Source organism: uncultured Ligilactobacillus sp., assembly GCF_948826705.1.
Classification (GTDB): Bacteria; Bacillota; Bacilli; order Lactobacillales; family Lactobacillaceae; genus Ligilactobacillus.
Window position 1 is genome coordinate 45,687 of the sequence record NZ_CAQLEL010000114.1, and the last position, 22,425, is coordinate 68,111.

Genomic DNA, 22,425 nt, shown 5'->3' on the forward strand with positions numbered 1-22,425 from the left:
ATCTTTACCTCGCTGCCTAATTTTCGATTAAATTATTTATCTCTAGCCATTTTATCACTTGCGCTTGCGTTTCTTCAACTGTTCCCGAACTATCTACTGTAATTGTAGCCAATTTTCGCCTTTTTTCAGCAGACATCTGACTAGTGATCCGCTCAAGTGCCGCCTCTTCACTCAAATGATCGCGTTCTATGATCCGTTTTAATTGGACTGCTTTAGGAACTTCAACATTGATAACTGCATCACAATGATCTGCATAACCATTTTCAAATAATAAAGCGGCATCGATCACAACTACTTTACAGCCTTTTTGCTCAGCTAAGGTCAGCTGTTTTTCATATTCAGCTCTGATCAATGGCTGCATGATCTGGTCTAGTTGAGCTAATTTCTTAGGATCACTAAAGACTATCTTACCGAGCTTAGCCCGATCTAAAGTCTGATCAGTTTGGATGATCTGAGGTCCAAATGTTTTTTGTAGTTCAGCTAGACCAGGAGTCGCTGGTTCAACGACTTTTCGGGCGATCACATCAGCATCGAGGATCTTAAAACCTAATGTTTGTAAAAAATTGCTGATCGTCGTTTTGCCCATTCCGATCCCGCCAGTCAAGCCTAAAATATATGTCATTTTACCACCTGCTGGCAATGCGGACAAAAATGCGTGCCCCGTTGTCCCACAATGATCTTTTGGATCTTTGTACCACAACGTTTGCACGGCTCATTGGTTCGCCCATAAACATCTAGTTCAAATTGAAAAGCGCCCGTTTTTTGGAAAGCATCCGTGTAACTTCTGATCGTTGTTCCACCAGCTTTGATCGCTTTAGCTAATTCAGTGATGATATTATCATGCAGTGTCGATGCTTGTTCTAAGGTCAATTTTTGACATGACGTCTCAGGATGGATCTTACTTTGCCACAATACCTCATCAACATAGATATTGCCTAGCCCAGTGACCAAGGTCTGATCAAGTAAGGCAGTCTTGATATTTTTCTTCTTTTTTTGTAGCTTTTGATAAAAATCAGCAACTTTAAAAGTTTCATCTACTGGCTCAGGCCCCAATTTGGCCAAACCAGGCAGCTTTTCTTCACTGCCCGTTTTGACTAATTGCATCCGCCCAAATTTACGGACATCGTTATAGCGCAACTGACGGCCATCGGCTAGATAAAAGATGACATGTGTGTGCTTATCGACTGGATCAATCGCTTCTTTGACATAAAACTTACCTTCCATGCGCAAATGGGAGACGACGGTAAGATCATTTGAAAATCTAAAGAGCAAATACTTCCCCCGACGTTGGATCTTTTCAAGTGTTTGATCTTTTAATTTATCTCTAAAATCGTCAGCATCACCAACGATCATCTTAGGATATAAAACTTCGACTCGTGCGATCTTTTGGCCTAAAACTAATTTTTCCAAACCGCGACGAACTGTCTCTACTTCTGGTAACTCTGGCATTTTTTCACCTCATCTTATATTATTTAGTTTCAAACCACGTCTTACCACTAGCACTTTCGACCTTCAATGGGACCGAAAGTTCAACAGCCGAATCCATGATCTTTGGTACCAACTCTTTTAATTTAGGGATCTCTGCTTTAGGTGCTTCAAAGATCAACTCATCGTGTACTTGTAACAACATCTTGGCTTCTAAGCCCGCATCTTTTAAGGCTTGTTGCATATTGATCATTGCAACTTTGATGATATCAGCTGCACTCCCTTGGATCGGAGTATTCATCGCAGTCCGTTCCGCAAATGAGCGCAAGTTGTAATTTCTGCTCTTGATATCTGGAAGATACCGCCGACGATGGAAAAGTGTTTCAACATAGCCTTTTTGGCGCGCGCTCTCAATGATATCTTGCATGTATCGATGGACTCCAGGAAATGAGGCTAGATACGTCTCCATAAATTCTTTTGCCTGCTTACGCGTACTTCCGATACTTTGGGCCAAACCAAAATCACTGATCCCATAAACGATCCCGAAGTTGACCGCTTTAGCTTGGCGACGCATATTAGCCGTAACTTCACTTGGATCGTCTAGTCCAAAAATACGCATCGCAGTATTAGCGTGAATATCAAAATCATCCTTGAAAGCTTGTTGCATATGTGGATCCTTTGAAATATGGGCTAAGACCCGTAACTCGATCTGAGAATAGTCAGAAGCAAAGATCTCCCAATCTGGATGACTTGGTACAAAAGCTTGCCGGATCTTACGCCCTTCTTCTAAACGAACGGGGATGTTTTGCAAATTAGGATCAACTGATGATAAACGACCCGTTGCCGTTAAAGTTTGTGTATAACGTGTGTGGACCTTACCATCAGCTGCGATAACTTTTAATAAGCCTTCAACATAGGTCGATTGTAATTTAGCTAATTGACGGTAAGCTAAAATATCATCGATGATCGGTGACATCCCACGTAATTTTTCTAAGACATCTACAGCCGTTGAGTAACCTGTTTTAGTCTTTTTGACGACCGGCAATTTTAATTTTTCAAACAAGATCACCCCAAGTTGCTTAGGTGAATTGATATTGAATTTCTCACCAGCTTCGTTATAGATCTGTTGTTCTAACTCACTCAAACGTTCCTTAAATTCACTTTGCATGATATCTAAGCGTTCACGGTCGACTTTGATCCCAGCGATCTCCATCTGCGCTAAGACTAAAGAAAGTGGGCGTTCGATCTCAAAATAAAGATCTTCTTGCTCATTTTCAGCTAGCTCTTTCATCAACTTATCTTCTAGATCTGAGATAGCTTTTAGTTTATGCGCTAAATGCTCAAAATATGTCGTATCATCGGCTGGGACTTTGCGCTTGGCCCCTTTTCCATAGACTTCTTCATCAGTCAAAACATCGAAGTGATCATGGCGCTTGGCTAAATTACCCAGATCATTGCTGTTATCACTTGTATTTAGCAGATATGAGACTAAAAGTAAGTCAAAATTGATATTTTTTAGTTCAATATCTAGACGCTCTAGAGCTACATAGGTCTGTTTACCATCAAACACATCAACTTCGATCGCTGGATCTTCCAGCAACTGCTTTAGTTTGGGTAACTTCAAAAGCTCAACATCTCTAGCTGCGTAGTATCGGTCGTCGATCTTAAGACCAAAGCCCCAAAAGTCAGCCGTATGGTAATTATCATCGCTTAGTTCAAGATAAAAGCTGATATCAGAATCTTTATCATAAACTAACTTTTCGACTTTAGCTTCATCCAAAGTCTCGACCTTTAATTTACTCAAAGTAGATCCTGCACTGATATCGTCGTTCGAATTAGCTTGTAATTGAGCGATAAAACTCTTAAAATCCATCTCTTCAAAGAACTTGAGCTGATCTTCTTTTTTAGCGCCTGGCCAAGCTGTCTGTGCTAAAGTGAGTGCTACTGGAGCATCTTTTCTGATCGTTGCAAGATCTTTACACTGAAATGCGATCTCTTTATCATTGATCAAGTTTTCCTTTAACTTGGACTTTTTCATCGCTTCAATGTTTTCATAGATCCCTTCGATCGTGTCGTATTGTTTTAAAAGTTTGATCGCTGTCTTTTCACCGACTTTAGTCACCCCAGGGTAGTTATCTGAGCTATCACCCGTCAACCCCTTCATATCAACGATCTGTGCTGGTTGCAAGCCGTATTTTTCGACCACATGAGCTGGCGTATACTCTTCGATCTCAGTTACCCCTTTGATCGTCACCGCAACCGTCGTCTTGTCAGTTGTCAACTGGGTCAGATCTCGGTCACCCGTTACGATCGTGACTTGATACCCCGCTTTCTCTGCTTGAGCTGCCATCGTCCCGATAATATCATCAGCTTCATATTCTGGTAATTCATAGTGTTTGATCCCATAAGCATCGAGCAATTCTCTAATGTAAGGAAACTGTTCTGACAATTCAGTCGGGGTCTTGGAACGTCCACCTTTGTAATCAGCATAAGCTTTCGTTCTAAAAGTCACTTTACCAGCATCGAAAGCAACTAAAACATTACTCGGTAAAACATCACCCAAGATCTTGTCTAACATCAATTTAAAGCCATAGATCGCATTAGTATGCAGCCCAGCATGATTGACAAAGCGCTCTAATTGGTTGTGGAGAGCAAAGAAGGCTCTAAAAGCCACACTATTACCATCCACTAATAACATTTTCTTATCTTCTGCCATATCGATCCGTCCTCTTATCTAGTTTCTTTTATTTTAACAAATTTTGCATAGAAATAAAAAAAGCCTCTCCGAAAAGTCGAAGAGACTCGGTTGACTAGTCGCGGTTGCCACCAGCACCGGTAAAGATATTCAACAAGAAGATAAAGATGTTGATAAAATCTAAGTAGAGCTGTAAAGCACCCATCAAGGCCAAATTATTAACATTTACTTGTGAGCCCATTTGAAGATACATTTGACGTAAACGTTGGGTATCCCAAGCTGTTAAGCCAGCAAAGATCACTAGGCCGATAAAAGAAAAGACATAAGTGATCATTGGACTTTGCAAGAACAAGTTGATCAACGATACGATGATAAACGCGATCAAAGCAGCCCGAGCTTGACGGCCGATCCCTGAGAGATCTTTTTTAGTTGTTGATCCCATAAAGGATAAAACAGCAAACATCACAAAGGCAGAAACAAAAGCACTTGTAATGTTTTGGGCAGTATAGACGATGAAGATCCCACTAAAGAGTAGACCTTCCAAGCCTGCAAAGACAAACAGACCTAAAGCACTGACTAATGGTGAACGTTGTGACTTAAGCGATGACATGGAGTAAGCCAAAACTAATTGGACCCCAAAGACTGCAAATAAGGCGATCGGATTACTCATAAATCGGATCACAGTTGGGCTAAACGAACCAAAGAAAGCCGTTAGCGCCGAAACTGCCACTGCAGCACTCATATACCCATACATCTTAGTAAAAAAACTATTCAAGCCGGCATTACTATTACCGTAAACTTCGGGATTGTTATTCATAAAATTCTCCTTCTTTCGATCATAAATGTAGCTAATCTTGCTGACGCGGAGGCCGAGCCATGACAACTGAATCTAAAACGCGTTCATTTTGACGGTTACTACCCTCAACTGAGATCATCACAACCTCTTTCATCATATCAACTTTGATCACTTCAAAACTGAATGTGACGATCTCATCATGATAGACTGGTCGAATGAAGTTAGCTGAAAAATTCACCACTTCACTCCCAGGTCCGGGTAATAATTTTGAGACCGAGCTCGTAATGATCCCACTCAACAACACTGGGGGTACAACTGGACCAGCATGTCCTAATTTTTGCGCATATTCATTTTGAATATACAGTGGGTTATTATCGTTAGTCAGTCCCAAATAGATCAACAGATCTCGTTCTGAGATACTTTCCGTTACAGTCAATGAATCGCCTTCTTTGATCTCAGCGATCGTTTTGCCCTGCCGATGCACATCATCAGGCATATAGCTTCACCTTCCTCTAAGTGGTCTGCCTTAATGATAGCATACCACTTCTTTTTGCTCAATCGTTAGGTCTAGATCAAAATACCTAGATTTAGTAATAATTATTGTTTCAACGTACTATATTGGGTACAATATAATAAAAATTTAAAAATTGGAGTGATATGATGTGTTTAAAACGCGATTTTAGCATACATTGGAAAAATTATTTGATCCTCTTTTTAGTGGTCGAACTTTCACTTGAAATCGGTGTTATCCCTCTCTTTAATGCGTGGGCTTCGCTACTATTGAATTTAGGTGCGATCCCCTATTTATCTTATACCAATGCTCTTTCACTCGTTACGAGCCATCCTTATATCACCTTAGGTCTACTTTTGGAATTGGTCATTTTGATCATTTGTGTCTTTGGACAATTTGCACTCATCCTAAACGGTGTTGTTCGGATAAGACAAGATGAATTCAGCTTTCGAGCGATCTTAAAAGACACTGCCCAGCAACTACGCCAGCTCGACCCACTAGGGATCTTCTTTTTTGCCGGCTATTTCTTATTGATCGTGCCCTTTAGTGGGATCTTCTTTAATTCGCCGCTTTTGAGTAAAGTAGTCATCCCTGAATTTATCTTGGATTTTCTCTTACAAAAGCCCCTTTATGCAACTTTGATCAGTATTTTTTATTTAGCGATCTTTATTTTTAGCATCCGCTTGCTCTTTGTTTTACCCCTGATGCTTTTTGAAAAAGTCAAGATCAAAACAGCTCTCGTGCAGAGTTGGCAACTGACTAAAAACAAGTTTTGGGCTTATACGCTAAAACTCCTAAAGATCTCACTTATTGCGCTTATCACCAACTTAGGGCTGATCGGTATTTTATATTCGATCCAGCTTGGACTTGATCAGACTTCTCCGTTGAGTGCACTTATTGGTGGAAGTATCAATGTCACCTTACTGCAGATCGGCTCATTTTTGATCTCTGTCTGGGCTAGCGTGGCTCTTTTGCAACTCATTTTACCAGCTAACGTTACTTTAGCGACCTACAAAAGCACTAAAAAAAGTTGGTTAAGCAAGATAGCTAAGCCATTGTTTGCTTTATTTGCACTTGGAGCTCTTTTAGGTAACGGGGTCTATTTAGTTCATTTAGGCCAAACACCATTGATCATCTCACATCGTGGAGTCGATGCCCAAAACGGTGTCCAAAATACGATCCCTGCTCTACGTAAGACTGCCCAAGCCAAACCAAATTACATCGAGATCGATATCCAAGAAACCAAAGACCATAAATTTGTCGTCATGCACGATGAAAATCTAAAACAACTCGCCGATCTTGATACTAGCCCTCAAGAGTTGACACTAGCACAACTAACTGATTTGACCGTACACGAAAATGGCTATCAAGCTAAGATCCCTAGTTTTGATGAGTATTTGAGCGTTGCCAAACAATACGAGCAAAAACTATTAGTCGAGATCAAGACAACCAGACGTGATTCAAAAAATATGTTAAAGAATTTCTTTGACACATATGGTGCTACTCTCAAACAAAATAAACATGAGCTACAATCACTTGACTATAAAGTTATCACTAGTGCTAAAAAATATGCTCCTACGCTAAATGCCTACTATATCCTACCGTATAATTTCATCTTTCCACAAACACCAGCTAATGGATACACGATGGAAAAAACAACTTTAAACGACTCCTTTGTCACCCAAGCTAAAATCAGCTTTAAACAAGTTTATTCTTGGACTGTCAATAGCGAAGAAGATCTAAAAAATGCAGCCTTTTTGGATGTAGATGGGATCATCACCGATAATGTCACTGAAGCAAAACGTGTCTACCACGACTTCAATGCTAATACCAGTTATGCTAAACGTTTGTTAGACTCTATCATTCTCTTACCTGAATGACAAAAGCCTCACTATGATGCGATCTTTTGCATCATAGTGAGGCCTTTGTCATTATACGGCACTATTATTGTCTTGCACTCTTTTATTAGTTATTATTCAAGCTAAGATCGCTCAATAATTTTTCATAGGCATATTCATACTTTTGAATATCACCTGCACCCATGAAGACAACGACATCATCATGGTAATCAAGTAATGGTGACATGTTATCTAAAGCTAAAACTTCGCCACCCTTAGTGATCTTTTCACCTAGATCTTTGGCAGAAACTTTACCGTCATGTTCACGGATCGAACTAAAAATATCGGTCAAATAGACTTTATCGGCTAGATCTAAACTCTTAGCAAATTCATCCATCAATGCGACTGTCCGACTGAAAGTATGCGGTTGAAAGACTGCGATGATCTTCTTATCTGGATACTGTTGTCGCGCAGCATCCAAAGTCGCAGTGATCTCAGATGGATGGTGAGCATAGTCATCAATGATCACCATGTCAGCAACGCGCTTTTCAGTAAAACGACGCTTGACTCCTTTGAAAGTCAATAATTCTTTTTTGATCTCTTCTTGATCGACTTTTTCCATGTGCGAAACAGCGATAACAGCTAGACTGTTCAAGATGTTATGCTTACCAAACATTGGGATCTCGTAGTTACCTAGATATTCATCATGTAAATAGACATCAAAAGTTGAGCCCTTAGTCGTACGTTTGATATTTTCAGCCCGCACATCATCATTAGCTTCAGTCCCATAGTAATATACTGGTACATCTGCTTTTAGTTTACGAAGATATTTATCTTCACCCCAGACAAAGAGTCCTTTTTTAGTTTGCTTAGCCAATGTTTCAAAGGCATCACAAACATCTTCGATCCCGGTGAAATAATCAGGGTGATCAAAGTCGATATTGGTCATGATCGTGTAGTCTGGATGGTATGCCACAAAATGGCGACGATATTCATCAGCTTCAAATACGAAGAAACGTGCATCAGGGATCCCCTTACCTGAACCATCTCCGACCAAATAACTTGTTGGTGAGACTCCACTTAAAACATGTGCCAACAAGCCTGAAGTACTCGTCTTACCATGGGCACCAGCGACCCCAATACTTGTCGTCTCTTCGATCAACATCTCGACAACTTCAGGATAACGCATGACTTTTAAGCCTAATTCATGTGCTTTTTTGATCTCTTCTTGATCATCGCCAAAAGCATTACCAGCAACGATCGTCATCTTGTCATGGATATTTTTTTCGTCAAATGGGAAAATCTCAATTCCAGCCTGTTCTAAGCCACGTTGTGTAAATGTGTATTTTTCAATATCTGAACCGGCAACTTTACAACCCTTGTCGTTTAAAATAAGGGCTAACGCACTCATCCCCGTCCCCTTGATGCCTACAAAAAAATATGTGGTGTCCATATTCATGGTAAATATCCTCTTTTCTTAATTAACAATTAAGCTAAGTTTACCATAGATCACAAACCTTTTTAAAGTCATAGCCATACAAAAAAGCCGATCAAAATTTTGATCAGCTCATTTCTTATGCTTGTTCCTTGAGTGCACCGACAAATTCGATTATCGCATGCATTTGTTCTTTAGTCTCCGTATTGAAAATATAGCCAACATCTCCCATGATCTCAGCAAACACTCCTGGTACATGTTGGATCTCTTTTAACTCATCTGCATATTTTTGTTTGATCTCAGCTAGATCATGGCGATAATCTAGCTTGTTACTTCGCGAAATATAGACACTGTAATACGGACAAGTACTATCTCCATAGAATTTATTTTCTTTAACTAAATGAGCATACTCTTCAAATAAGCTCAACTGATGAGCATGGTTCATCAGATCGATCGAAGGCCCACCCGGGGGACGGCAATTGATCTCTAAGGCGTAGAGCTTGTTATCCGCTGTTCTAAAGAACTCGAAGTGGAAAAATCTTTCCCGGATATCAAAGGCAGTCACACTTTTCATTCCTAACTCATAAAGATCTTTGTCAATGTCACGTGTCTCATAAAAATACATGTCACCCGTGCGATGGACCGTATCTAAAGCAGGCTCTTGGTAAACGAGTGAGGAATAAAAAACAACACGTCCATTTTGATCTGTCAGACCATCAAAAGTTATGATGTCGCCTTCGATGAATTCTTCCATAAAATAAGTCACATCAAGAGTACGTTTGGTCAAAAAATCAGCAAAGTCTTCGGGAGTATTGATCTTATACGTGTCACTAGCTCCGACTCCAGAATCGGGTTTAACGATCACTGGATAACCGAATTGTTCTAGCAAATGCCAGCCTTCCTCTGCGGTCTGAAAAACTTTTCCCAGTGCAACTGGAATATCATGATCAAAAAAGACTTGTTTCATCTTTGACTTATACTTGATCTTATCCATCTCATCACTCTTATAGCCTGGGATATTAAAATCTGTCCGCAATTTAGCATCCTGAAATAGCCAATATTCATTATGTGATTCCAAGCGATCGATCTTACCGTATTTAAACGCAAAGTACGCTACTGCTCGATACATCTGATCATAGTCTTCCATATCATCGACTCTGTAGTACTCACACAACGCATTGCGCAAACTTGGTGTCAACTCATCGTAGGCTTTATCCCCGATCCCCAATGTTGTGATCCCATTATTGCTAAGACTCACTGAAAATTGCTCAAAATTTTCAGGAAAATGGGGCGAAATAACAATAAAATTCATTATACCTTGTCCCTTCTACTCAAATTTGGCCCGTTTCGGATAATTTACTTAAATAATATGGCATCTGTTTTTTCCACCAGACCCAGTCATGAGAAACATCTTCTCCCCAGTAATCAAACCAGCCTGGGATCTGCTTAGCCTTAAAAACTGCTTCAAGTTTGCGGGTCTCATCAACTTCTTCCCAAGGTCCTAGACCTGTACAGATGATATAAGTATTTTGACGATATTTTTCCAAAAACCATGGATCAGCTAAATTCCACAGATAATCAGTCGGTGAATTGTAGTAAACTAGTTCATCAGCACCATAATCACCTACAACAAACCGCAGATCATATAGCCCACTTAACGAAATGACGGTATCAAAGATCTCAGGAAATTTGAGCCCAAAATTCATCGCATGATATGCCCCCATTGAACAACCAGTTACCATCAGACTTTTGTCCCATTGGGTCTTGTCATAGATCAGTGGTACTAATTCTTCAACGATAAAGCGCTCATAAGCCATATGCGCCAAGGCACGATCATGAGGACTCTTCTCATTAGCCTCAAAAGCTTCATTATCGAATGAATCTGGAGTAAAAAAGCGCACCTGACCACTATCTATCCAAGGACGACACGCTGCGATCATCCCAAAATCACCATATTCATTATGACTACCACCAGAAGCAGGAAAAACTAAGATCGGTCTCCCCGCATGACCATAAACATTAAAATTCATCGAACGTCCTAAAACTTTACTATGTAACTGACATTCCTCAAAATGCATGTAATTTTCCTCCACTTTACCTTAGTCACTTCAAGCGATAATATCACTTAAGACACCAAAATAAATTTCATTTTACCCAGTGTTAACTAACTTTTATTTAATTTTTTGTTAATATTAACACAAATTTTAACTAATGTGAATACTGTTTTTATCATTTTATTTTTATATAAATAAAATTTTGATCATAGCTGGACAAAAAGTTTTTTTCAGTATATCTTGGTCATATATGCAAGAAATTGGGAAAGGAACAGCTATATCATGCCTCAAAACAGTTACTATCTCGAGCTACGGACTCACTATCTATTTGTGCCTTATTTTTCAAACGAGCGCAGGATCCGAGTACTACTTCCCCGAGATTATTTTCAAAATGATCGTCATTATCCTGTTTTATATATGCACGATGGGCAAAATGTTTTCTACAGTCGCGAAGCATTTTCAGGTTATTCGTGGAAGGTCATTCCCTTGATCAAACAACATCTCGAACTACCACAAATGATCATTGTCGGGATCGACAATAGCGATGAACACCGCCTCGATGAATATTCACCTTGGAAGACTGAATTTCAAACACCAGATGGTACAGGTAATTTTGGAGGCATAGGTCGAGCTTATGTTGACTGGCTAGTAGATACTGTCAAGCCATTTATCGATAAAAAATATCGTACATTACCTCAACGTGAAACCACATTACTAGCTGGAAGTTCAATGGGTGGCTATATCACAGCCTATGCTGGCTCACTATACCCTGAGATCTTTGGCAATTTAGGTGTTTTTTCTAGCGCCGCCTGGTTGAACCAAGCAAAATTCACGCAGTTTATCGCTTCTCATCCCTTGCTGCCTAGCAATAAGGTCTATATTCAAACAGGAGCTAGCGAAAATGATGCTGGTGATGATGAAGTTTTGGCGCCCGAAAAGCAGGCCCAAGCCTATATCAATGAGGCCTTGCGCTACTATCAGACGCTTTTACGGACAGGGCATTCGATGGATAATATCTCACTAAATATTTTTGCAGCTGAATCCCATAGTGAATTTTACTGGGCTAAACATTTCCCAGAATTTTTAAATTTTGTATTTAACGAATAACAGTATAAAAAAAGACTGAGTATTCCTCAGTCTCAGAACAAAGGCAAACCTCATTATATTTACTGAGCGTTTGTCTTTTTATTATACACTGCGCAATTTATCCAAGCCTTCTTGAGTCAAAAAGACCTTCCGTGGCTTAGCACCATGCGCTGGCGAAATATATTGTTTAGCTTCAAGATCATCGATGATCGCCGCAGCTCGATTATAGCCGATCGAAAAGACTCGTTGCAACTTGGACGTTGAGATCGTCTCTTCATTAACGATATAGTCTAGCACTCGAGGTAAAAGATCATCTTGTTTTTCTGATTCTACAGCATGCTTTTTCAAGCTATCGGGATCAAAAGCGTACTTAGGCTTACCTTGCTGTCTAACAAAATCCGTCACCGCATCGACCTCATCTTCAATATAAGTCCCTTGCAAACGAGTCGGTTGCCCCGAACCATTGCCTAAATAGAGCATGTCGCCACGACCTAAAAGGCGTTCTGCTCCTGCAGTATCCAGGATCGTTCGTGAATCGACTTGACTTGAGACCATAAATGCGATCCGAGTCGGAATATTATTTTTGATCGTTCCCGTCAAAACATCTACACTTGGTCGTTGTGTCGCAACTAATAAGTGGATCCCAGCTGCTCTAGCTTTTTGAGTGATCCGAGCAATATGATCTTGGACCTCAGACGAAGCTGCCATCATAAGGTCAGCTAATTCATCGATCACTACCACGATGTATGGCAATTGCAGAGCATATTCACCTGCTGCCCTAGCTTTTTCATTATAAGCCTCTAAGTTGCGAGCTCCTGCAGCAGCCAAACGTTGATATCTCTCTTCCATCTCATTTACGAGCCATTTCAACGCGGCTGAAGCTGCTTTAGCGTCAGAGATCACTGGCGCTAATAAATGGGGCAGATCATGGTAAGGCGCCATCTCTACTGCTTTAGGATCGATCAAGACCAACTTCACTTCACTAGGCGAAGCTTTATAGAGCAATGAAACGAGCAGACTATTGATAAAGACCGATTTTCCCGAACCGGTAGCCCCTGCGATCAAGCCATGAGGCATTTTTTGTAAGTCTGTGATCTGGGGCTTTCCAAACAGATCGACTCCTAGAGCTACTGTCAATGGTGAAGAAGCTTCTTGGAATTTATCTGAACGCAAGACTTCAGATAACATAACTGGGCGTGAAGTTTTATTAGGGATCTCGATCCCAACACTACTTTTACCTGGGATCGGTGCCTCGATCCGAATGTCTTTAGCAGCCAATGCAAGTTTGAGATCATCATTTAAATTGGTGATCTTATTGACCTTGACTCCCCGCCCTAAAGTCAATTCAAATTGCGTAACGGTCGGACCAATAGTCCAATCACTAACAGTTGCATCAACATGAAAAGCCTTGAGCGTCTCATTTAACGTTTGGACCTGACTTTTGACCCAATCATCTAATGCAGGATCATCATCGATCACTGGTGCAGGTAATAAACTGAGTGGTGGAAATTGATAATGCTTAGGTTCGTACTTAGGTGATGTCAGTTTGGCCGCCACAATTGGTTCTTCTTGCGTCAAAGAACTCTCATGCGCCAAGGCTGCTTTGAGCCCAGTCATTTTTTGAGACACAAATCCAGTAGCGACCTCACTAGTGAGGTCGACTTGTGGACCAAACTCTGAAGTCACTTGACTTTGGCTTACGCTCTTTGCCTCACTGTTAGCTTTGCTCGTACTTTGAGCACGCGTATCACTTACTGAACTTTGCAGCAAGCTAGTCGAACTTGTCGAATGGATCTGGCTCGTTGTATCGACCAAACTTTCACTAGTCGCTAAACTAGAGCTAGTTGTCTGACTGTCCGAAGCTAATGGCGGTGTTTTAATTTGTGATGATATAGTCGGGCGTTTAGGCAATTTAGCATCCGTACTATCAAGCCGACGACTTACCGTCAGATCGATCGCCTGGGTCCCTAGCAAAACAGTCCCTTCAAAGAGTAAATAATCCTCGGGAGCTTTCTTCAATGAGCGCACTAATTTATCGTAATCAGGGCGTTTCTTTACAACACGATCGACAACTAAAGAGCGCGGGACTTGTCTTGGACTAAAAGCCCGTGGAGTTTCATTTAAACGTTTACTTTGATTATTTGTCGCTGTTTTGGTCGGCTCTTTTTCAGTTTTGACTGGTACTTTAGTCTGAACCCGCGTTTTTATATCCGGGCGACGATTATTTCTGTAAAAGGCTGGTCCATCATAATGTTCCATGGTGTTCATCCTAACTGTCTGTCTAATTTACTTCTAAATTTATTATAGTAATTATTCAAAATAGAAAAAAGGTTTTTTACCACTTTTATAAAACTTTATGTAAAAAAACACCTAGGACCTATCATAGTCCCAGGTGAGATCTACTAACTAAGCTGTAAATAGCTTAGCTCCCTTTTCAAAATCAAAAGCTGTCTTAGCTTCGAATTCAGCGGGATCAAGAACTAAGATCCCGCGCTTTTTAGGAGCATTAGGCAATTCAAGCTCACGAGCAGCACAAACCATCCCATAGCTATCTATGCCACGCAATTTACCTGGCCAGATCATCGCACCATTTGGCATCATCGCACCAACTTTAGCAACGACTACATTTTGACCAGCTTCAATATTAGGCGCACCGCATACGATCTGCAACGTTTGATCATTATCGACTTCGATCTTAGCGATATGCAAATGATCTGAATCTGGATGTTCTGTCAATTCAGCTACATGGCCCACCACAAATTTAGGTTCATCATCAAAGACCAATTCAGGTTCAAACCCAGCTGTTTGTAAAGCTTGATTCAAAGCTTCTACTTGATCTTGATCCAAGAAGACTTGACCCTTAACAGCTAGATCATTCAAGATCTCACTGACATCAAAAAAGTTAAACCCTAAAGTTTCATTATTTTCGGTATTAAAAATACGAACGATCCGTCCTTTTTGTTCAGTTGCTTGCGCTGCTGCTTCAGGGCGCACCATCGTCAATAATACATCACCCATTTGGGTCGGATTATAGCTAGCAATTAACATTATTTGATACTTCCTTTGTTTTAGATATTGTTCAAGAAGTCTTCTACTTCTTTTTTCGTCTTACGATCTTTATTTACAAAACGAGCTTTTTCTTTGCCATCTTCATACACGACAAAACTTGGGATCCCCATGATCATCATTTCTTGGCAAAGATCGATATTTTCATCACGATCGACTAAGATAAATTTAAATTGTGAAAATTTTGCTTCGATCTCAGGCATTGCTGGTTTGATAAAGCGGCAATCTGGGCACCAGTCAGCGGTAAAGAATAATACATATTTCCCTGTGCTCAACTTTTCTTCTAATGCTTTTTTATCCATCTTTGCTAATTTTTCCATCTTAAATACCTCCAAGATAAATTACTTACTTTTTGTATATTATAACTTATCCTCTTAGCTTTTAAAATTTTTTTGCCTAAGCTTTGAAATGAGCTTCGAGTTTATAGATCGGTTGGCCTTTTTGGCTGAATTTTTCTTCATATTCAGTCATCACATTATCTTCAACATCTGGTGTCTGGTGAAGATCTAGCCACACCTGATCAAATACCATCCCATAATTGTTCAGACTCGTAAGTGAATATTCGAACAAGCCACGGTTATCAGTCTTGAATTCAAGATGACCATCAGCTCGCATAACTTCTTCATATTGAGCCAAAAAACTCTTATAGGTCAAGCGCCGTTTTTCATTACGGTTCTTAGGCCAAGGATCAGAAAAATTCAAATAGATCCCACTAACTTCATTTGGTTCAAAGAATTCAGTCAAACCACTTCCGTTAGCACATACTAACTGAAGATTAGGCAATTTGGCCTCGATCTGTTTTTTCAAAGCGATCCCTGTAGCAACTGTTTGCATTTCAAGACCGATAAAATTACGCTCAGGATATTTCTTGGCCATCTCAACGATAAAACGACCCTTCCCCATCCCGATCTCGATATATAGTGGTCGTTCTTTTTCAAAACGACTTTGCCATTTACCACGTAAAGCTGCCGGATCAGTTACGACATATTGTGGGTTTTCTTGGATCAAGGGCTTAGCCCAAGCTTTATTTCGTAAACGCATGATAAATTGCTATGTAGTTAATACATAGACTTCCTTTCAACTAAAATTCACTAAATAAGGGACAAAAGGTTTTTGATGCCTTTTATCCCCATCAATTTTAAATATGATTTTGCTTCTTGATTACTTGATTAAGCTTGATAATGTCTTGGTTCATTTCATGGAAATGACCACGCTGGTAGTTGTGTTTGATAACCAACAAAAGATTCATGACCGCATACCAATAAATGCGTTTCATCATATCTGGTGACGGTTCTTTTTTTGCATACCGCGTCAACCATTGCTTCCAGTCTTTGCGTGGGACATATTGACACATTAACATGCTAAGGTCTAAAGCTGGATCAGCCAACTTAACGGCTTCCCAATCTACTAGATATAGCTGTCCTGTCTCAGATAAGAGCCAGTTTTTATGATTTAAATCGCCATGACATACTTCGTAATTCGAGCGTTCAAGTTGCGGCTGGTTTGCCTTCAATCGCGACGCTGCTTCGGATAATAGTGGATGCTCGCGTAATTCAGAACTCAAACCATTAAAATACTGTGCTAACAGATCAGCAGGCGTGTACGTCTTGCCTCCGACCCGTAACAGCATCTTTTTTAAGAGTTTAGAACCATGCATCCGAGCTAATAATTCCGAGACTTGGAGCGAACACATCTCTTCACGTTTTAGCGAACGACCATTCAACCACTCTTGAGCAGTCAAAGTATCACCTGAGACCGTCCGCTTTGACCAGATCAAGCGAGGAACGATCTCTTCTAATGAAAGAGCCGCCAAAAACGGCGAAGTGTTACGCTTGATAAAGATGCGTTCATCGTTATTCACCGCCATATAAGCAGTGCCAGTGTCGCCATCGATCGGTAAGATCTCCCAGCCATGTTCCAAATTGAAATCCATCTGGGGCTCTCCTTTTGAAAATATCGATAACTAAAATAAGTCTACAAAGAACTAGGCTCAGTGTCAAGCTCTTTTTGCTAAGCGTCCCTTAAGATAAGGCCGAGTCAATAATACGATCACAAGCACTAAAACACCTAAAAATTCGAGACTAAATAAACTATTTTGTAACTGTATCCAGCTAACTAAAGTAAAGATCACCGCGATCGCAAACAACAACTGCTCTAACATTTTTTGAAATGCTTTTTGTTTATCCTCTAGATCCAATGGATAGATATGCATAAAAACTACTTCATCATAGTGATGATACAAAGAAAACAATTGAAATCCAAGTAAATAGATAAATAATACTGCTAAAGCTAAGGCTAACCACGGTTCAGTGATGAAATACAAGATAACAGCACCCAACACCGTTAACCGTAATACTAAGCCACTTGTTTCGCCATTACGTACCAAGGCCCGCCAATAAAGGTAAGTAAAACTTCCGTCAGGCTTAGCTCGTGGTAACAGATGATCCAAATAGCGACGCCGTTTGGCCGCGACTTGCAAATTAGGCACATCGGTAAAGAGCGCAAAGAAACGATATAACTGCAACATTCTTGCATTTTCGATCCGAATAGCCGCTTCCCAGTTAAATACAGCTTGTGTTGTAAGGGCTTTTTTTGACTTATCAACATAACCCGTCAAAATCGCGGCCACTAATAACAGATATAATGGATCTAAATAAAGACTTACTCCTAATAAAAGACCACAAAAGCCAACATCTAAGGACCATTTCCATCGTCTACTAGCAAATTGAGCTTGATAAAGTCCTAATAGTTGCCGATCTAGTTGTAAATATTTCAATACTAATAGTAACAGCCATAAAAAGATGAGCTGGACCACTGTCAATTTAGCCGCAACAAGCAAGAATGGCATCAAAGCCAACATCACTAACGTATCAAAAATCCAAGCAAAAACTAACGATGTCTGTAAAGCTTTTTGTAAATATTGTCCCATTTCAGCTTGTCGAGGTGAAATAAATACGATATCAGCTGATTTTAACAACGTTGCCAGCCGTCCAACTTGTAAGCTTATGACTAAAATAAGTAACACCAACGGTTTAGCATACCAGATCTCTTCTTGGGTCGGAAGGGCTTTGATATAATTTGAATAGCTCAAAGCCAAGCCACCTAAGATGAAAAGTAACGCTAAGATGAAGTGGTCATTTAATACATAGCGTAAATACTTAAACATCTGCTTTTGATGAGTTTTTTGGCGCATTTTCCACAGATCAAGCATGCTTTTCACCTGCCCCTGTGAGCTTTAGATAGATCGTCATTAAAGAAGCTGTCTCATCACCAAACTGTGTCCGCAGACTTGCTAGATCACCCTTAGCAGTTACTTGCCCTTGGTCGATCATTACAAAACGGTCACAGTATTCCTGAGCTGTGCTCAAAACATGCGTCGACATCAAAACGGCTGCTCCAGCTTGCTTTTTTTGATCGATCAAGTCCAAGAGATCTTGGGTCGCTAAAGGATCAAGCCCCAAAAATGGTTCGTCGATGATATAAAGTTTAGCCTCAGTCATAAAGGCACAAACGATCATCACCTTTTGTTTCATTCCCTTGGAGAAATTAGCTGGAAACCAATCCAATTTATTTTCTAATCTAAAGAGCGCAAGTAATTTTTTGGCGCGTTGCCAAGCACTTTTAGCTTCTAATCCATAAGCCATGATCGTTAACTCGATATGCTCACGTAAAGTCAATTCTTCATATAAGATCGGTGTCTCAGGAATATAAGCCATTTTTTGCTTGTATGTTTTAGGATCTGTTTTTAGTGTCACGCCATCTAAAGTTATCTTTCCCTTCTGTGGTCGCAACAATCCAATGATATGCTTGATGGTCGTAGATTTACCAGCCCCGTTCAAGCCGATCAAACCGACTAATTCACCGGCTTTGACCTTGAATGAAACATCTTTTAGAACTGGAACACGTGAATAACCACCGACTAATTTTTCAACTTCTAATGTCATCTAAATTACCTACTTTATCTAAATTTTGGCGAGATCATAGCCTATTTTATCAGCTGCTGTGATCTTACGTGCACGCAGGCAAGGAGCTTCATATGCGATCACATTAGCGAAAATATCATGTGTGACCTCACTACCCGATCGTGCCTAAAGTTTTACTTGATCTTGAGAGTAACTTTGATCATACGCAGTGGTCAAGGCCATGGTCTTTTGGCGTGCTTGCATCAACTCAAGATCCAAATCATTATACATTATACCGCTTTGCATTTATGTGTTTTTTCCCAATATGATCTTTCTTTATTATTTCCTTTTAACATTTAGTTTACAACAATTAGGCTCAGATAGTGTATACTAAAAGCAGATTTAAAATTTTTGAAAGAAGGTTTTTATATGACAGACTGTATCTTTTGCAAAATCATCACCGGGGAGATCCCAAGTGTGACCGTCTATGAAGACGATAAAGTCAAAGCCTTTTTAGATATCTCACAAGCAACTCCAGGTCACACATTGGTAGTGCCTAAAAAGCACGTCGCTGATCTCTTTGAATACGATGAACGATTAGCCAGTGATGTTTTTAGTCGCTTACCTAAGATCGCGCGTGCAGTCAAAGCATCCGACCCAACGATCAAGGGACTAAACATCGTCAATAACAACGGTGAAGTCGCTTATCAAACGGTCTTTCATTCACATATCCATCTCTTACCACGTTACAGCAATGAAGATGGATTTGAAATGACCTTTGCCGATAATTCTGCTGACTACACACCAGAAAAATTACAAGCGATCGCAAATAAGATCGCAGAGCAGATAAAGGACTGAAAAAAATGAAAAAATTTTTGTGGACTTTGACCATTACTGGCGCTCTTGGTGCCTATGCTTATAGTAAGCGTGATGAGATCTTAAAATATCTCACCAAAAAAATGATCGATTTTGATCAAACTGTAGAGCAAACAACGGATTATCTTGCTAAAGTCGAAAAAGTCAAAGAAAATGCAGCTAAATTTTCAGCAGAACTAAAAGCTTCTGAGCCTGTGATCAACAGTTTGAACCAAGAGATAAAAAACTACCGTGACCAAGTAGAACCCTTAGCCAAAGAGATCCAAGCTAAATTGCCTCAGCAAAATAATAGATTTTCTTAAAAATTATTAAAACATTGATAATTTAGGTGTGACTTGTGTTATATTAGAATTATTAAATTTCACGATTGGATGTGTAACATAATGAAAAAATGGTTTGCCGCTTTAGCCGGCGTCTTGTTGACTTTCACCTTAGCAGCTTGTTCATCTAAGACAGTTGCAACAACATCAGGTGGTAAGATCACCGAAAGCCAATACTACGACAGCATGAAAAAGACTACTTCAGGTAAGCAAGTCTTACAACAAATGATCTTAGATAAGATCTTAGAAGGCAAGTATGGTGATAAAGTCACTGATAAAGCCGTTAACAAAGAATACAATAAGTATAAAAAACAATATGGTTCTTCTTTCTCAACTGTTTTAGCGCAAAATGGTATGACAGCTTCAGCATTTAAGAAGAGCATTCGTTCTAACTTACTGCTACGTCAAGCTGTGATCGCTAATACTAAGATCACTAATGCCGACTTAAAGAAACAATGGAAGAGCTATGAACCAACGATCACAGTCGCACAGATCTTAGTATCTAAGAAAGAAGACGCTGATGCGATCATTGAAGAATTGAAAAAAGATGGCTCTTGGGACAACTTCAAGAAGTTAGCTAAAGAAAAATCGATCGATGAATCTACTAAGAATGATGGTGGTAAGTTACCTTCATTCAATAACATGGATACTTCTCTTGACAGTGACTTCAAGAAAGCTGCATTTGCTTTGAAACAAGGTGAATTCTCACAAGAACCTGTTAAGACAAGCTATGGTTACCATGTCATCTATAGTATCAAGAACCCTGGTAAAGGCAAAATGGCTGACCATACAAAAGAATTGAAAGATCAAATCATTGATGAAAAACTAAATGATTCAACTGCATTACAAAAGATCATTGCTAAAGAATTCAAAGAAGGTAATGTAAACATCAAAGACAGTGACTTGAAAGATGTCTTATCCGATTACATTTCTTCTTCATCTAGCTCAAGCTCAAAATAGGTTTTTATTTTCACGGCTACCTACGAAATGTAGGTAGCTTTTTTAGTATAAAAAAAGAAGCCTGATATAGCTTCTTTTGCGCTCAAACAGCTATCCCTGCAGCTTGTTTAGCTAGTTGATCAGCCCGTTCGTTGAATTTTACTCCAGTATGAGCTGAGATCTTTTGAAAATGGACCTGCAATCCATCTTTTGTGATAACTTGCTTAACAAATGTAGCATAACGTTTAGTAATATCTTGTTTGGCTTGCCAAGAACCATCTGCCCAGCTAGCGATCCCTTGGTAATCATGACAGATCGTAACTTCTTTCATTCCAAGCGATAATGCATACTTTAATGCATAGATCGTAGCTAACAATTCGCCTCCGACATTGCGTAAACGCAAGATCTCAGTATGCTTATCATCTCGGATCATTTGTTCATGAACACTTTTATCATCTTTTACTAGTACAAAAGCGCCCCCTACGATCGCCTTATCCGCATTAAAACTACCATCGACAAAAATACTTTCATTTGGTAAACTTTCAGTTGGACTTTGCCCCGCTAAAAATGCCTTGGCTTCCGCTTCAGTGGCAAAGCCCTTGAATACAGGTGCTTTGACTTTTTTAAGTGCTGTTTGGCATTTTGCCCAAGAGCGATAAATTTTACCCGTGTTTTTTATTGCATAAAAATGTTTTTTTGCCATATGACCTCATTGATCTTTCTTATCTATTTTGTAATGTAATTTTTCAATTTCATAGTTTAACACATGACTTTCAAAATTATCTAACTTGTAATTTAAATAATTCAAAGTTTTTTCGATCTCGCGCTTTTGTTGTTCCAATTTATCACGTTGTTCGACAAGTAATTGTTTTTGGGCAGCTCGCGTATCAGTTTTTAAGCGATATAGCTCAACAAATTCAACTAGTGCTTCGATCGATACTCCAGCTTTGCGCATGACCAAAATAAAGAATACCCAATTCAATTCATACTCTCCATAGTCACGATAACCACTCTCATTACGTGGGATCTCAGGTAGTAATCTCAATCTTTCCCAATAGCGCAAAGTCTCTTTGGTAATATCAAATTTTTCACTGACCTGTGCGATATTCATCATCTCTGTCCCCCTCTGTTTGTTGTAAAGTTTGCTCTAAGAACTTTGCTTTTTTAGCAAGCTCACGACAACTAGCTGTTATTTTAGCTAATGAACTTTCCAAAAATTGCTTTCGTGCTGGCTTAGCAGCTTTACCGAGTTGAGCCAATTTAACATATTCTTGTAAAAACTCCTTTGTCATATGTGCATTTAAAGCCATATCTACATACTCGATCCATAACTGGGCACTTTGATCATAGTGCTTTATGCCCTGTTCATCTCGTTTGACGGGGGGCAACAGACCAGCTTGCTCCCAATGTCTGATCTGATCTGTAGTTAAACCATACTTTCTAGCAACTTGTGTGATCAACATAAAATTCACTTCCTGATCT

General features: G+C 39.7%; 24 protein-coding genes. 5 read left to right on the forward strand and 19 right to left on the reverse strand.

All coding sequences use genetic code 11. The annotated features are described in order from the left end of the window. Nucleotides 1-16: 16 nt before the first annotated feature. The 5 genes from coaE to Q9Q35_RS08270 form a co-directional block, all read right to left on the reverse strand. A complete protein-coding gene (coaE, locus tag Q9Q35_RS08250; RefSeq protein ID WP_304652936.1) occupies nucleotides 17-622 on the reverse strand; it encodes a dephospho-CoA kinase in 606 nt (201 codons plus the stop codon). Beyond that, nucleotides 619-1,449: a DNA-formamidopyrimidine glycosylase gene (gene mutM, locus Q9Q35_RS08255; RefSeq protein ID WP_304652937.1), complete on the reverse strand. Its 831-nt coding sequence runs from the start codon at nucleotides 1,447-1,449 to the stop codon at nucleotides 619-621. Before mutM ends, coaE begins: the two co-directional genes overlap by 4 nt. Nucleotides 1,450-1,468: 19 nt before the next feature. Then, the gene (gene polA, locus Q9Q35_RS08260; RefSeq protein WP_304652938.1) at nucleotides 1,469-4,141 is read right to left on the reverse strand and encodes a DNA polymerase I; all 2,673 of its coding nucleotides are present in this window, start codon (nucleotides 4,139-4,141) and stop codon (nucleotides 1,469-1,471) included. Nucleotides 4,142-4,235: 94 nt separating this feature from the next. Then, nucleotides 4,236-4,937, reverse strand: a complete 702-nt coding sequence (locus Q9Q35_RS08265; protein WP_137421675.1) for a Bax inhibitor-1/YccA family protein — start codon at nucleotides 4,935-4,937, stop codon at nucleotides 4,236-4,238. A gap of 31 nt (nucleotides 4,938-4,968) precedes the next feature. After that, a complete protein-coding gene (locus Q9Q35_RS08270; protein ID WP_076150256.1) occupies nucleotides 4,969-5,412 on the reverse strand; it encodes a MaoC/PaaZ C-terminal domain-containing protein in 444 nt (147 codons plus the stop codon). Nucleotides 5,413-5,576: 164 nt separating this feature from the next. Between Q9Q35_RS08270 and Q9Q35_RS08275 the strand changes: the two genes are divergently transcribed. After that, nucleotides 5,577-7,307: a glycerophosphodiester phosphodiesterase gene (locus Q9Q35_RS08275; protein WP_304652939.1), complete on the forward strand. Its 1,731-nt coding sequence runs from the start codon at nucleotides 5,577-5,579 to the stop codon at nucleotides 7,305-7,307. Between the two features lie 85 nt (nucleotides 7,308-7,392). Here Q9Q35_RS08275 and murC read toward each other — a convergent pair whose 3' ends face one another. The 3 genes from murC to Q9Q35_RS08290 form a co-directional block, all read right to left on the reverse strand. Beyond that, complete coding sequence (gene murC, locus Q9Q35_RS08280) at nucleotides 7,393-8,724, reverse strand: UDP-N-acetylmuramate--L-alanine ligase (RefSeq protein ID WP_304652940.1); 1,332 nt, start codon at nucleotides 8,722-8,724, stop codon at nucleotides 7,393-7,395. Between the two features lie 115 nt (nucleotides 8,725-8,839). Beyond that, on the reverse strand, nucleotides 8,840-10,012 hold the full coding sequence (locus tag Q9Q35_RS08285; RefSeq protein WP_304652941.1) for an acetyl-CoA carboxylase biotin carboxylase subunit family protein: 1,173 nt from the start codon (nucleotides 10,010-10,012) through the stop codon (nucleotides 8,840-8,842). Between the two features lie 19 nt (nucleotides 10,013-10,031). After that, nucleotides 10,032-10,778 (reverse strand): esterase family protein, encoded by a 747-nt coding sequence (locus Q9Q35_RS08290; RefSeq protein ID WP_304652942.1) that lies wholly within the window; start codon nucleotides 10,776-10,778, stop codon nucleotides 10,032-10,034. 258 nt (nucleotides 10,779-11,036) lie between these two features. On the opposite strand from Q9Q35_RS08290, the gene Q9Q35_RS08295 reads away from it, so the two are divergent. Then, nucleotides 11,037-11,861 (forward strand): alpha/beta hydrolase, encoded by an 825-nt coding sequence (locus Q9Q35_RS08295; RefSeq protein WP_304652943.1) that lies wholly within the window; start codon nucleotides 11,037-11,039, stop codon nucleotides 11,859-11,861. 81 nt (nucleotides 11,862-11,942) lie between these two features. Here the strand turns inward: Q9Q35_RS08295 and Q9Q35_RS08300 are convergent, their stop codons facing one another. The 8 genes from Q9Q35_RS08300 to Q9Q35_RS08335 all read right to left on the reverse strand — a co-directional run bounded on the left by Q9Q35_RS08300 (nucleotide 11,943) and on the right by Q9Q35_RS08335 (nucleotide 19,114). Next, entirely contained in the window at nucleotides 11,943-14,099 is a 2,157-nt protein-coding gene (locus Q9Q35_RS08300; RefSeq protein WP_304652944.1) for a DNA translocase FtsK, read from the reverse strand. Between the two features lie 147 nt (nucleotides 14,100-14,246). Further along, nucleotides 14,247-14,888, reverse strand: a complete 642-nt coding sequence (gene ytpR, locus Q9Q35_RS08305; protein WP_304652945.1) for a YtpR family tRNA-binding protein — start codon at nucleotides 14,886-14,888, stop codon at nucleotides 14,247-14,249. Nucleotides 14,889-14,908: 20 nt separating this feature from the next. Then, on the reverse strand, nucleotides 14,909-15,226 hold the full coding sequence (locus tag Q9Q35_RS08310; protein WP_304652946.1) for a thioredoxin family protein: 318 nt from the start codon (nucleotides 15,224-15,226) through the stop codon (nucleotides 14,909-14,911). Between the two features lie 76 nt (nucleotides 15,227-15,302). Next, nucleotides 15,303-15,947 (reverse strand): tRNA (guanosine(46)-N7)-methyltransferase TrmB, encoded by a 645-nt coding sequence (trmB, locus tag Q9Q35_RS08315; protein WP_304652947.1) that lies wholly within the window; start codon nucleotides 15,945-15,947, stop codon nucleotides 15,303-15,305. Between the two features lie 97 nt (nucleotides 15,948-16,044). After that, the gene (locus tag Q9Q35_RS08320) at nucleotides 16,045-16,839 is read right to left on the reverse strand and encodes a phosphotransferase family protein (protein ID WP_304652948.1); all 795 of its coding nucleotides are present in this window, start codon (nucleotides 16,837-16,839) and stop codon (nucleotides 16,045-16,047) included. A 63-nt stretch (nucleotides 16,840-16,902) separates the two neighbouring features. After that, nucleotides 16,903-18,117 (reverse strand): ABC transporter permease, encoded by a 1,215-nt coding sequence (locus Q9Q35_RS08325; protein WP_304652949.1) that lies wholly within the window; start codon nucleotides 18,115-18,117, stop codon nucleotides 16,903-16,905. Continuing rightward, nucleotides 18,110-18,850 (reverse strand): ABC transporter ATP-binding protein, encoded by a 741-nt coding sequence (locus Q9Q35_RS08330; RefSeq protein ID WP_304652950.1) that lies wholly within the window; start codon nucleotides 18,848-18,850, stop codon nucleotides 18,110-18,112. Before Q9Q35_RS08330 ends, Q9Q35_RS08325 begins: the two co-directional genes overlap by 8 nt. A 144-nt stretch (nucleotides 18,851-18,994) precedes the next feature. Beyond that, the gene (locus Q9Q35_RS08335; protein ID WP_304652951.1) at nucleotides 18,995-19,114 is read right to left on the reverse strand and encodes a maltose acetyltransferase domain-containing protein; all 120 of its coding nucleotides are present in this window, start codon (nucleotides 19,112-19,114) and stop codon (nucleotides 18,995-18,997) included. Between the two features lie 123 nt (nucleotides 19,115-19,237). On the opposite strand from Q9Q35_RS08335, the gene Q9Q35_RS08340 reads away from it, so the two are divergent. The 3 genes from Q9Q35_RS08340 (at nucleotide 19,238) to Q9Q35_RS08350 (ending at nucleotide 20,964) form a co-directional block, all read left to right on the forward strand. Then, nucleotides 19,238-19,666 (forward strand): HIT family protein, encoded by a 429-nt coding sequence (locus tag Q9Q35_RS08340; protein WP_304652952.1) that lies wholly within the window; start codon nucleotides 19,238-19,240, stop codon nucleotides 19,664-19,666. Nucleotides 19,667-19,671: 5 nt separating this feature from the next. Continuing rightward, nucleotides 19,672-19,986 carry a hypothetical protein gene (locus tag Q9Q35_RS08345; protein WP_304652953.1) on the forward strand — a complete coding sequence of 105 codons (315 nt, stop codon included), beginning with the start codon at nucleotides 19,672-19,674 and terminating at the stop codon, nucleotides 19,984-19,986. An 81-nt stretch (nucleotides 19,987-20,067) separates the two neighbouring features. Next, nucleotides 20,068-20,964: a peptidylprolyl isomerase PrsA gene (locus Q9Q35_RS08350; RefSeq protein WP_035449271.1), complete on the forward strand. Its 897-nt coding sequence runs from the start codon at nucleotides 20,068-20,070 to the stop codon at nucleotides 20,962-20,964. 82 nt (nucleotides 20,965-21,046) lie between these two features. Here Q9Q35_RS08350 and Q9Q35_RS08355 read toward each other — a convergent pair whose 3' ends face one another. The 3 genes from Q9Q35_RS08355 to Q9Q35_RS08365 are packed head-to-tail and all read right to left on the reverse strand — an operon-like array spanning nucleotide 21,047 to nucleotide 22,406. Then, a complete protein-coding gene (locus tag Q9Q35_RS08355) occupies nucleotides 21,047-21,646 on the reverse strand; it encodes a ribonuclease H family protein (protein ID WP_304652954.1) in 600 nt (199 codons plus the stop codon). 6 nt (nucleotides 21,647-21,652) lie between these two features. Continuing rightward, nucleotides 21,653-22,054, reverse strand: a complete 402-nt coding sequence (locus tag Q9Q35_RS08360) for a MerR family transcriptional regulator (RefSeq protein ID WP_304652955.1) — start codon at nucleotides 22,052-22,054, stop codon at nucleotides 21,653-21,655. Beyond that, a complete protein-coding gene (locus Q9Q35_RS08365; protein WP_304652956.1) occupies nucleotides 22,032-22,406 on the reverse strand; it encodes a MerR family transcriptional regulator in 375 nt (124 codons plus the stop codon). The genes Q9Q35_RS08360 and Q9Q35_RS08365 overlap by 23 nt, the downstream gene beginning before the upstream one ends. Nucleotides 22,407-22,425: the final 19 nt, after the last annotated feature.

Bases quoted from the DNA above. Each gene is read 5' to 3' on its own strand.
- coaE (WP_304652936.1), bottom strand. From the start codon at position 622: ATGACATATATTTTAGGCTTGACTGGCGGGATCGGAATGGGCAAAACG.
- mutM (WP_304652937.1), bottom strand. From the start codon at position 1,449: ATGCCAGAGTTACCAGAAGTAGAGACAGTTCGTCGCGGTTTGGAAAAA.
- polA (WP_304652938.1), bottom strand. From the start codon at position 4,141: ATGGCAGAAGATAAGAAAATGTTATTAGTGGATGGTAATAGTGTGGCT.
- Q9Q35_RS08265 (WP_137421675.1), bottom strand. From the start codon at position 4,937: ATGAATAACAATCCCGAAGTTTACGGTAATAGTAATGCCGGCTTGAAT.
- Q9Q35_RS08270 (WP_076150256.1), bottom strand. From the start codon at position 5,412: ATGCCTGATGATGTGCATCGGCAGGGCAAAACGATCGCTGAGATCAAA.
- Q9Q35_RS08275 (WP_304652939.1), top strand. From the start codon at position 5,577: ATGTGTTTAAAACGCGATTTTAGCATACATTGGAAAAATTATTTGATC.
- murC (WP_304652940.1), bottom strand. From the start codon at position 8,724: ATGAATATGGACACCACATATTTTTTTGTAGGCATCAAGGGGACGGGG.
- Q9Q35_RS08285 (WP_304652941.1), bottom strand. From the start codon at position 10,012: ATGAATTTTATTGTTATTTCGCCCCATTTTCCTGAAAATTTTGAGCAA.
- Q9Q35_RS08290 (WP_304652942.1), bottom strand. From the start codon at position 10,778: ATGCATTTTGAGGAATGTCAGTTACATAGTAAAGTTTTAGGACGTTCG.
- Q9Q35_RS08295 (WP_304652943.1), top strand. From the start codon at position 11,037: ATGCCTCAAAACAGTTACTATCTCGAGCTACGGACTCACTATCTATTT.
- Q9Q35_RS08300 (WP_304652944.1), bottom strand. From the start codon at position 14,099: ATGGAACATTATGATGGACCAGCCTTTTACAGAAATAATCGTCGCCCG.
- ytpR (WP_304652945.1), bottom strand. From the start codon at position 14,888: ATGTTAATTGCTAGCTATAATCCGACCCAAATGGGTGATGTATTATTG.
- Q9Q35_RS08310 (WP_304652946.1), bottom strand. From the start codon at position 15,226: ATGGAAAAATTAGCAAAGATGGATAAAAAAGCATTAGAAGAAAAGTTG.
- trmB (WP_304652947.1), bottom strand. From the start codon at position 15,947: ATGCGTTTACGAAATAAAGCTTGGGCTAAGCCCTTGATCCAAGAAAAC.
- Q9Q35_RS08320 (WP_304652948.1), bottom strand. From the start codon at position 16,839: ATGGATTTCAATTTGGAACATGGCTGGGAGATCTTACCGATCGATGGC.
- Q9Q35_RS08325 (WP_304652949.1), bottom strand. From the start codon at position 18,117: ATGCTTGATCTGTGGAAAATGCGCCAAAAAACTCATCAAAAGCAGATG.
- Q9Q35_RS08330 (WP_304652950.1), bottom strand. From the start codon at position 18,850: ATGACATTAGAAGTTGAAAAATTAGTCGGTGGTTATTCACGTGTTCCA.
- Q9Q35_RS08335 (WP_304652951.1), bottom strand. From the start codon at position 19,114: ATGCAAAGCGGTATAATGTATAATGATTTGGATCTTGAGTTGATGCAA.
- Q9Q35_RS08340 (WP_304652952.1), top strand. From the start codon at position 19,238: ATGACAGACTGTATCTTTTGCAAAATCATCACCGGGGAGATCCCAAGT.
- Q9Q35_RS08345 (WP_304652953.1), top strand. From the start codon at position 19,672: ATGAAAAAATTTTTGTGGACTTTGACCATTACTGGCGCTCTTGGTGCC.
- Q9Q35_RS08350 (WP_035449271.1), top strand. From the start codon at position 20,068: ATGAAAAAATGGTTTGCCGCTTTAGCCGGCGTCTTGTTGACTTTCACC.
- Q9Q35_RS08355 (WP_304652954.1), bottom strand. From the start codon at position 21,646: ATGGCAAAAAAACATTTTTATGCAATAAAAAACACGGGTAAAATTTAT.
- Q9Q35_RS08360 (WP_304652955.1), bottom strand. From the start codon at position 22,054: ATGAATATCGCACAGGTCAGTGAAAAATTTGATATTACCAAAGAGACT.
- Q9Q35_RS08365 (WP_304652956.1), bottom strand. From the start codon at position 22,406: ATGTTGATCACACAAGTTGCTAGAAAGTATGGTTTAACTACAGATCAG.